This is a genomic window from Ciceribacter sp. RN22 (assembly GCF_024054295.1).
In the GTDB taxonomy this organism is placed as follows: domain Bacteria; phylum Pseudomonadota; class Alphaproteobacteria; order Rhizobiales; family Rhizobiaceae; genus Allorhizobium; species Allorhizobium lividum.
Window position 1 is genome coordinate 2336673 of the sequence record NZ_JAMXLD010000001.1, and the last position, 9700, is coordinate 2346372.

Annotated in this window: 5 protein-coding genes; 3 read left to right on the forward strand and 2 right to left on the reverse strand. The window is 66.6% G+C overall.

Annotated elements, in window-relative coordinates; all coding sequences use genetic code 11:
- Window positions 1-9: 9 nt before the first annotated feature.
- A complete protein-coding gene (locus NHF53_RS11435) occupies window positions 10-303 on the reverse strand; it encodes a DUF6074 family protein (protein ID WP_114361819.1) in 294 nt (97 codons plus the stop codon).
- Window positions 304-394: 91 nt separating this feature from the next.
- Complete coding sequence (locus NHF53_RS11440; RefSeq protein ID WP_252834275.1) at window positions 395-1447, reverse strand: endonuclease/exonuclease/phosphatase family protein; 1053 nt, start codon at window positions 1445-1447, stop codon at window positions 395-397.
- Between the two features lie 284 nt (window positions 1448-1731).
- Between NHF53_RS11440 and NHF53_RS11445 the strand changes: the two genes are divergently transcribed.
- The 3 genes from NHF53_RS11445 to NHF53_RS11455 all read left to right on the forward strand — a co-directional run.
- A complete protein-coding gene (locus NHF53_RS11445; RefSeq protein ID WP_252834276.1) occupies window positions 1732-3321 on the forward strand; it encodes an MBL fold metallo-hydrolase in 1590 nt (529 codons plus the stop codon).
- A gap of 10 nt (window positions 3322-3331) precedes the next feature.
- Complete coding sequence (locus tag NHF53_RS11450) at window positions 3332-4567, forward strand: TIGR03862 family flavoprotein (RefSeq protein ID WP_254007840.1); 1236 nt, start codon at window positions 3332-3334, stop codon at window positions 4565-4567.
- Between the two features lie 145 nt (window positions 4568-4712).
- Window positions 4713-9700 (forward strand): MG2 domain-containing protein (locus tag NHF53_RS11455; RefSeq protein ID WP_374591079.1); only part of this gene is annotated, 4988 nt, incomplete at its 3' end.

Below are 9700 nucleotides of genomic sequence, written 5' to 3' on the forward strand. Positions count from 1 at the left end.
CGCTTTCGCTCAGCTGTCGGCGCGGCCCTGGCGGCGGTCGCCGCAATGCAGCCACTGGAGTTCCTGCTGGACCATGTCCTGGAAGTCGAGGATCTGCCGGCGCATCTCCGGCTCCGGGCAACCACGCTCCAGAAGCTCGGCCCCGAGCCCGCGGCAGGTCGTGCGCCAATAGGTGAGCGCAGCCTCACCGTTCCTCTCGTCGAGTTCGCGGGCGCACCGGCGAATGAGGGCACGACGCCCCTTGAGGGGGAAAAATGCGACCTTCGGCGTTGCGGCCGGATACTCGGTCTTGATTACGGTCATCCATACCATCCTGACGTGATGCTTCCGGTCTAGGACGGTCATGGTTAACGTTCGGTTTCCTCACCTTGAAAATGGATCGTTTTCGGTCATTTCACGCCCCGAGCTCGTCGAGATAGGCGTCACTGTCGTCCACCTGGAACTCGACCCACATCGGCAGGTGGTCGCTCATCTGGTAAGTGCGCCAGTCGCGAAAACTGCGACCCGGCTTCTCCTGCCGTTCGGCGGCATAATCGGCCTCCTGGTCCTCGCAATAGACGCAGTCGTAGAAATCGAAGACGCCGGCCCTGCCCGTCGGCCGCATGCTGCGGAGCTCCTTGTAGTAGGCGATCTGGTCGTAATGCTTGTCCTTGGTGACGTTCGAGCCGGGAATGCTCTGCAGCGCCTCGGGAACGCGGAAACCGGCCGAGGTCAGCGCCTCCATCGTCACATCTTCGCGGTTGAAGATGTTGAAGTCGCCGAGCAGCAGCAGGTTGTCGCGCTTCGGCTTGTCCTCCGGACCGTAGACGTTGGCGCCGGAAAAATCGCCGGCATAGCTCGCGATCGTCTTGCCGAGCGCGGTGATCTCGGCAAGACGCCGCGCGTCGACGGGCGTTCCCTCGCCGTAGTAGATATGGACCGTCACCAGCGTGAAATAGGCCCAGCCCGCCCGGAAGCCGGCGACGTAGGGCGAGCGGGCGAACTGAACCTGCCGGTCTGCGGCGGGGATCGCCTCCTCGAGCACCAGCTCGGCGGCAAGCCCGGTGAAATCGACCTTGCGGCGATCGTAGAAGAAGGCCATGCGCTCGGAATTACCGGACCGGCCGAGCGTCACGTCGGTGACGAGAAAATCCCACCAGCTCCCCAGCATGCGCTTCAGCTGCTGCAGCGGGAACAGGCTTTTCCGGACCTCCTGGATCGCGACGATGTCGAAGCGGTTTATGATCTCGGCGATGTAGTGATAGGGCTCGACATCGCGGTAGCGGTACTTGCCGGAGTCGAATTCGCGGAGGTTCCAGGAGGCGAGCAGCAGCGTGTCGGACGCCGTTTTCGGCGGGATCGCGCCGCCTTCCGCATTGATCCCCGCCCGCAGGGCCTTGAGGCCGCGGACGATCCGCTTGCGCTTGTCGACGTCCGTGATCCGCTTGAGGTCGGCATAGTTCGGCATCACACCCCCTCCGGCACAGCCGTCACCTGTCGGCGCGGCTCGGCAGGCATCATACACGTATGGCGCGAATTTTCCAGCCGGAACCAGGGGTGTCCGTCTGCGAAGAAGACCAAGGTTCATCGTCATTGCCTCGGCAGGGCGGCGTTGATCCGGGATGTTTTCCACCATCGGCCTGTGGACGCGAACACCTCTTGCGGCTTATCAGGGATTGATGCCTGTCAAATGACCGGTAGCCGATCCCGGCTATCCTGGTGCCGTTGAACCGCAATTTGGAGGAGCCGCCCATGAACGACCATCCCGTCCTGCGTTTTCATGGCGCTGCCGGCACCGTCACCGGATCGTGCTTCCGGCTAGACATCGGCAAGCGACAGATCCTCGTCGACTGCGGCCTCTTCCAGGGCTCGAAGACCGAGAAGGAACTCAACTACCGCGATTTCCCGTTCGACCATTCGGCGATCGACGCGGTGATCCTCACGCACGCCCATATCGACCATTCCGGCCTGCTGCCGAAGCTCGCCAAGGCGGGGTATCAGGGGCCGATATACGCGACCCGCGGGACGATCGATCTCTGCTCGGTCATGCTGCCGGATTCCGCCCATATCCAGGAAAGCGAAGTCGAGTTCCTCAACCGGCGCAACCTCCGCCGCGGCCGCGACCCGGTGACGCCAATCTACGAGGCCCGCGATGCGGCAATCGCCGTCACGCTGCTGCGCCCGGTGGAACTCGAAGCCTGGCAGCGCGCGACGGATGGCGTTCGCTTCCGCTTCTGGAACGCCGGCCACCTCCTCGGTTCGGCCTCGGTCGAGATGGAGGTCGAGACGCCGGAGAAGACGCTCCGCATCCTCTTTTCCGGTGACATCGGCCCCAGCCACAAGCTGCTGCAATACGCTCCCGAGGCACCGTCCGGCTGGGACTACGTGATCTGCGAAAGCACCTATGGCGATACCGACCGCGAGGAGGCGAACGACGCCACGCGCCGGGAGGCCCTGCGGGCCGAGGTCGCCGACGCCTATAACCTGGACGGGGCGCTCCTCATCCCCTCCTTCGCGGTCGAACGCACGCAGGAACTGCTCGCAGACCTCATCTTCCTGATGCGGTCGGAGAAGATCCCGACCTGCCCCGTCATCATCGATTCACCGCTCGCCACACGCGCGAGCGAGATATTTCTTCGCCACGCCCGCGAGCTGGAGGACGGTCATCTGCTCGCCGACGCGCTGCATGCCCGCAACGTTCGGTTCACGGAATCGGTCGAACAGTCGAAAGCGCTCGACCACATGCGCGGCTTCCACATCGTCATCGCTGCAAGCGGCATGTGCGAGGCGGGCCGCATTCGTCACCGGCTGAAGAACTGGCTCTGGCGCGACGAGGCAACGGTTCTGCTCGTCGGGTTCCAGGCGACCGGCACACTCGGCAGGATTCTAGAGGAAGGCGCCTCCGTCGTGCGCATCCAGGGCGACGAGATCAATGTGCGGGCCCGTATTCGCCGCCTCGACATCTACAGCGGCCACGCCGACGGGCCGGAACTCGCCGCATGGCTGCGGACGCGCCAGCCGATCCGTGCCGGCCTCTTCCTCGTCCACGGCGAAGAGGACGGCATCGCCGGCCTGCGCAAGCGCGCCTCCGCCTTCCTTGCCGAGGAGATGATCAACGTGCCGCACCTCGACAGCGCCTTCGAACTCAGGCCGGAGCATGCCGTCGATATCTCGGAGAAGCTGCCGGAACCACGCATCGACCCCGCGCGGGTCGGTCACCGCGACTGGCACAACGACTTCCAGTCCCTCGTCCTCGACCTGCAACAGGAGCTGGCGAAGGCCGCCGACGACAAGGCCCGCGGCGTCATCCTGCGCAAGCTGCGTCGCGCGCTGACCGAGTAACGGATAGCGGATGGTGGTTTCGGTGGAGCAGACAGATGTCGCGATCGTCGGCGGCGGGCCGGCCGGCCTCGCCGCCGCGGAGCTTCTGTCGCGCGACGGCTACACGGTTACCGTCTACGACGCCATGCCGACCGTCGCGCGCAAGTTCCTGCTCGCCGGCAAGTCGGGCCTCAACATCACCCATTCCGAGCCGTTCGAGCGCTTTGCCGAACGCTTCGGCAGCGCTTCGCCACGGCTCCGTGCCGCCCTCGACGCCTTCACCCCGCATAAAGTCCGCGAGTGGGCCGCAGGGCTCGGGACGGAGACCTTCGTCGGTTCGTCGGGCCGCGTCTTCCCCAAGGTGATGAAGGCCTCGCCGCTGCTGCGCGCCTGGCTGCGGCGGCTCGAGGCGCAAGGCGTGACGATCCGCACCCGCCACCGCTGGACAGGCTTTGCGAGCAGTGACCTCCTCTTCGAGACGCCGGACGGGGAGAAGCGCGTCGCGAGCAAGGTCACGCTCCTTGCTCTCGGCGGCGCGAGCTGGCCGAGACTGGGATCCGACGCCGCCTGGATCGGGGCGCTTCGCGAAAGGGGCGTCGACATCGCTCCCTTCCGGCCGGCCAATTGCGGCTTCGATGTCGCCTGGAGCGAGAGCTTCCGAGAGCGGTTCGCCGGCGAACCGGTCAAGGCGGTCACCGCCTCCTCGGCCGCCGGCACGCTGCCGGGCGAATTCGTGATCAGCCGCCACGGCATCGAGGGCAGCCTCGTCTACGCCCATGCCGCAAGCCTCCGCGATACGCTGGAGCGGGAGGGCCAGGCCTCCCTCCTTCTCGACCTCGCACCGGGGCGCCCCCTCGAACGGCTCGCCCGCGACCTTGCGAAACAGGACCCGAAGGCAAGTCTCTCGACGCGGCTGCGCAAGGGCGCCGGGCTCGCGGGCGTCAAGGCCGCGCTCGTCCGGGAATGTGTCCCGGAGGCCGGCAGGGCGACGGCGGAAACGCTCGCCACGGTGATCAAGCGGCTGCCGATCCCGCTGCTTCGCCCGCGCCCGATCGCCGAAGCCATATCCTCCGCCGGCGGCATTCGCTGGGACGCCATCGACGAGCATTACATGCTGAAGGCGCTGCCGGGCATCTTCGTCGCCGGCGAGATGATCGACTGGGAGGCCCCGACCGGGGGCTATCTCCTGACCGCCTGCCTTGCCACGGGAAAGGCCGCCGCCGAAGGCATGAAATCCTGGTTGCACGACCAGGCAAGTCACGGTTGAGCGTCAGACACGCCTTCCACGTCAACGTTCACCCAGTTTTCGACGAAGGCTGACGCATGACTTGCGCATGCGCGCGATTGACAACCGACCGCTTTAGTCAGAACACTTTAGCCGTCTGGACAGACAGCATGGAGGAGGCATGTCGATGCGCAGGTCTATCGGTTTCTTCGTTTTTGCCTTCAGCCTCTTGAGTTCGGCGCTCGCCGCCGGCGCCGCCGAGCCGACGCGCTCGGTCGTTATCACCAGGGACGGCGACTATTTCGGGTTCGATCTCAGGACCGAACAGAACGTCTCCCTCGACCAGTGTCGCGAGAGCTGCATCGCCGACCAGTCCTGCCGCGCCTTCACCTACAACCCGAAGGTGAAGTGGTGCTTCCTGAAATCCGACTTCAGCCGCCTCGACACTTTCCCCGGCGCCATCGCCGGCAAGATCGTCGTCACTGCCGCCGAACCGGACATCGGCGCACCGTCCCGTCTGCCCTTCGTCTCCGACCAGCTGCGCCAGGATGCGCAGGCGATGCGCGCCAACCTCTCGATCACCGAGGAGCAGGAGCAGCTCGGGCAGGCCGGCCTCCTGATGCTCGCCAACAACGAACTCTCCGCCGGCAACTACGATTCGGCGCTCGCCGTCTTCAAGGCCGCACTGTCCGTCACACCGGACGACGCCGCACTGTGGACGGAAACTGCCCGCTCACTCAATACCGTCACTGGCCGGACCGACATCGCCGCCGAAGCCGCAGCAATGGCGCTGAATGGCTATCAGCTCACCCGCACCGCGCAGGCGCGCGCCGACGTGCTCGCCGTGCTCGCCAAGGCCTTCGAAAACAGCGAGAACTACCGCGCCGCGCTCAGCTCCTACAAGGCGAGCCTTGCACTGGTGACGGCGAAGACCGTCCAGACCGCCTACAACGAACTGCGCGAGACCAAGGGCTTCCGCGTCGTCGAGCATACGATCGACACCGACAGCGCGACCCCGCGGGCCTGCGTCCAGTTTTCCGATCCGCTCGTCAAGCGCGGCGTCGACTATGCACCCTTCGTCCTCCTCGACGGCGCTCCGGCCAAGGCGGTGGAGGCCAAGGACAACCAGATCTGTGTCGAGGGCCTGCAGCACGGCGCGCGCTATACGCTTGCGCTGCGTGCTGGCCTGCCCTCTTCCGTCGACGAACCGCTGCTCTCCCAGGTCGACCTCTCGATCTACGTCCGCGACCGTTCGCCGACCGTCCGCTTCACCGGCGACAGCTTCGTCCTGCCGTCCACCGCCCGGCGCGGCATCCCGATCGTCTCGGTCAACACCGACGGCGCCGACCTGAAACTCTACCGCATCGGCGAGCGCAACATCGCGCCGCTGCTTGCACAGTCGAAATTCCTGACCCAGCTCGACGGCTATGATGCGAGCCGCATCGAGGACGAATCCGGCGAACTCGTCTGGCAGGGCAAGATCGAGATCGGGAGCGAGCTCAACAAGGACGTCGTGACGAGCTTCCCCGTCGACGAGGCCCTGCCGAAGCGCCAGCCGGGCATCTACGTCCTGACGGCAGCCGCCGCCGGCAGCCGCGTCGAGGACTGGAACCAGCGCGCCACGCAGTGGTTCCTCGTCTCCGACATCGGGCTGCAGACCTTCGCCGGCACGGACGGGCTGAACGTCTTCGCCCGCTCTCTCGCAAGCGCGAAGCCGCTTTCCGGCGTCGAATTGCAACTGCTGGCGACCAACAACGAGGTCCTCGGCACGGCTGTGACCGATGCCGACGGCCACGCCCGTTTCGATGCCGGGCTGATCCGTGGCGGAGCGGCACTCGCCCCCGCCGCGATCACCGCGAAGAAGGGCGAGGACGACTACGTCTTCCTCGACATGAAGCGGGCCGGCTTCGACCTCTCCGACCGCGGCGTGACCGGCCGCCCGGCACCGGGAGCGATCGACATCCTGCCGTGGACCGAGCGCGGCATCTACCGTCCCGGCGAGACAGTCCACGCCGCTGCACTTGCCCGCGACACCGGCGCAAGCGCCATCACCGACCTGCCGCTCACCTTCGTCTTCACGCGGCCCGACGGCGTCGAATACCGCCGCATGGTCGAGACGGACTCGAAGCTCGGCGGCTATGCGGTCGACCTGCCGCTGCTCGCAAGCGCCATGCGCGGCACCTGGACGATGCAGATCTACACCGACCCCAAGAAGGCGGCGATCGGCCAGAAGCAGTTCCTCGTCGACGATTTCGTGCCCGACCGCACCGAGTTCGACCTGACGAGCGAGGCGAAGGACATCGCGATCGGCACGCCGGTGACCGTCGACGTCGACGGCCGCTATCTCTACGGCGCGCCGGCAGCGGGTCTGGTACTCGAAGGCGAGGTCAACCTGAAGCGCAGCCGCACCAGCGCAGCGTTCGAGAACTACCAGTTCGGCCTCGTGGACGAGGAGACGGATGAAGAGACCCGCCTGACGCTCGAAGACCTGCCGGTCCTCGACGAGGAAGGCAAGGCGAGCTTCGAAGTGTCGCTGGACGAGGTGCCCTCGACGACGCAGATGCTGAACGCCGACGTCGTCGTGCGGATGCAGGAAGGTGGCGGCCGCGCCGTCGAGCGGACGCTGACCCTGCCCGTCCGCCCCGAAGGGCCGATGATCGGCATCAAGCCGGAATTCTCCGGCGACCTCGCCGAGAACACGCAGGCCCGCTTCCACGTGATCGCGATCGACGCGGAGGGCAAGAAGCAGCCGCTCCAGGGTGCCAGGTGGCGCCTCGTCAATCTCGAGCGTAATTACCAATGGTACCGGGACGGCAGTTCCTGGACCTATGAACCGATCATCACGACCAAGCAGATCGCCGACGGTACCGTCGACGTCACCGCCGACGGCGCCGCGCTCTCGGTGCCCGTCGCCTGGGGGCGCTATCGCCTCGAAGTCGAGTCCGCCGTCGCCGACGGACCCGCGAGCAGCGTCGAGTTCGAGGCCGGCTGGTACGTCGAGGCAAGCTCGACGGAAACGCCCGACGCCCTCGAAATCGGGCTCGACAAGGAAAACTACGAGATCGGCGAGACCGCCAAGCTCAAGGTGTCGCCGCGCTTCGCCGGCGAACTGCTGGTGACCGTCGGCACCGACAACCTGATCACCACGCAGACGGCGACGATCCCCGCCGAAGGCGGCGAGGTCGACCTGCCGGTCACTGACAAGTGGGGTGCCGGCGCCTATGTGACCGCGACCCTCTTCCGCCCCGGCGAGGCCCAGGAAAGCCGTATGCCGATGCGGGCGATCGGCGTCAGCTGGCTTGCCGTCGATCCCGGCGCCGACAAGCTTGAGATCAGCCTCGCGCCACCGGAAAAGACCCTGCCGCGCCAGCCGCTCACCATTCCCGTTCAGGTGAAGGGCGCCGGCATCGGCGAGGAGGCCTATGTCACGGTCGCTGCCGTCGACGTCGGCATCCTGAACCTGACGCGCTACGAAGCACCCGACCCGGAGGGCTGGTATTTCGGCCAGCGCCGCCTCGGCCTCGAGATCCGCGACCTCTACGGGCGGCTGATCGACGGCTCGCTCGGCGCCATGGGCCGGCTTCGCACCGGCGGCGACGGCGCGCAGATGCCGCTGCAGGGCAAGCCGCCGACCGAAAAACTGGTCGCCTTCTTCTCCGGTCCGCTGAAGCTCGACAGCGAAGGCAAGGCGGAGGTGAGCTTCGACATTCCGCAGTTCAACGGCACCGCCCGCGTCATGGCGGTCGCCTGGAGCAAGACCGGCGTCGGGCATGCCAGCACCGATGTCGTCATCCGCGATCCGGTCGTCGTCACCGCCAGCATGCCGCGGTTCCTGAGCCCCGGCGACGAGAGCCGCCTGAGGCTCGAAATCGCCGCGACCGACGCGCCGTCGGGGGACTACCAGCTCCAGGTCACGACGAACACCGCGCTTGCGGTCGACACCTCGGCCGCCAGCCAGACGGTGAACCTGACCCAGGGCGGAAAGACCGCGATCAACCTGCCCCTCACCGGTACCGAAGCGGGGACCGGACGCATCGACATCGCGCTCACCGGCGCCGGGCTTTCAATCGACCAGTCGCTGGAAATCCCGGTCCGTCCGGCCACGCTGCCGGTTGCCGAGCGTCGCTCGCTGACGATTGCCGCCGGCAAGAGCCTGATCGTCGACGGCGAACTGCTTGCCGACAGCATCCTGCAGGATGCCTCGGTCAGCCTGAACGTCATGCGCGCCGAAGGCTTCGACATCCCTGCCCTGCTGATGAGCCTCGACCGCTACCCCTACGGCTGCGCCGAGCAGACCACCAGCCGCGCCCTGCCGCTCCTCTATTTCAACGAGCTGTCGGCCGTCTCCGGCCTGCCGCAGCAGGAGGAAATCACCAAGCGCGTGCAGGATGCGATCTACCGCGTCCTTTCCTACCAGTCGTCGAGCGGCAGCTTCGGCCTCTGGTCGCCGGGCTACGGCGACCTCTGGCTCGACTCCTACGTCACCGAGTTCCTGACCCGCGCCCGCGAGCAGAATTTCGAGGTGCCGGACCAGGCGATGATCCAGGCGCTCGACAACCTGCAGAACCAGACCGGCTACGACATCGACGTCAAGGACCGCGGCGACGAGCTGGCCTATGCCCTCTACGTGCTCGCGCGCAACAAGCGGGCGGCGATCAGCGACCTGCGCTACTATGCCGATACCCGCCTCGGCGAGTTCCCGACGCCGCTCTCCAAGGCCCATCTCGCCGCGGCGCTTGCGCTTTACGGCGACGGCCAGCGCTCCAAGGCGATCTTCACCGAGGCCGCCGGCATGACGGAAAAGGCCGTTCTGACCAAGGTCAGCTTCAACTATGCCGACTATTACGGCAGCACGCTGCGCGACGGCGCGGCGATCCTCGCGCTCGCCGCCGAGAGCCGGCCGGTGCCGCCGATCCTGTCGGGGCTCACCAAGACCGTCTCCCGCGAGCTTTCGACGAAGCGCTACACCAGCACCCAGGAGCAGACCTGGACGCTGCTCGCCGCCCGCGCGTTGCAGAAGGGCGACGATGCGCTGAAGGTCGACGTCAACGGCGCGAGCCATACCGGCGGCTACATGGCGACCATTCCCGGCGACCAGCTGCTCGCCCAACCGGTCGTGCTCACCAACCGCAGCAGCGCGCCGATCACCGCAGCGGTGACGACGGTCGCCGCACC

Coding starts and splice junctions, on each gene's coding strand:
- NHF53_RS11435 (WP_114361819.1), bottom strand. CDS start 303: ATGACCGTAATCAAGACCGAGTATCCGGCCGCAACGCCGAAGGTCGCA.
- NHF53_RS11440 (WP_252834275.1), bottom strand. CDS start 1,447: ATGCCGAACTATGCCGACCTCAAGCGGATCACGGACGTCGACAAGCGC.
- NHF53_RS11445 (WP_252834276.1), top strand. CDS start 1,732: ATGAACGACCATCCCGTCCTGCGTTTTCATGGCGCTGCCGGCACCGTC.
- NHF53_RS11450 (WP_254007840.1), top strand. CDS start 3,332: ATGGTGGTTTCGGTGGAGCAGACAGATGTCGCGATCGTCGGCGGCGGG.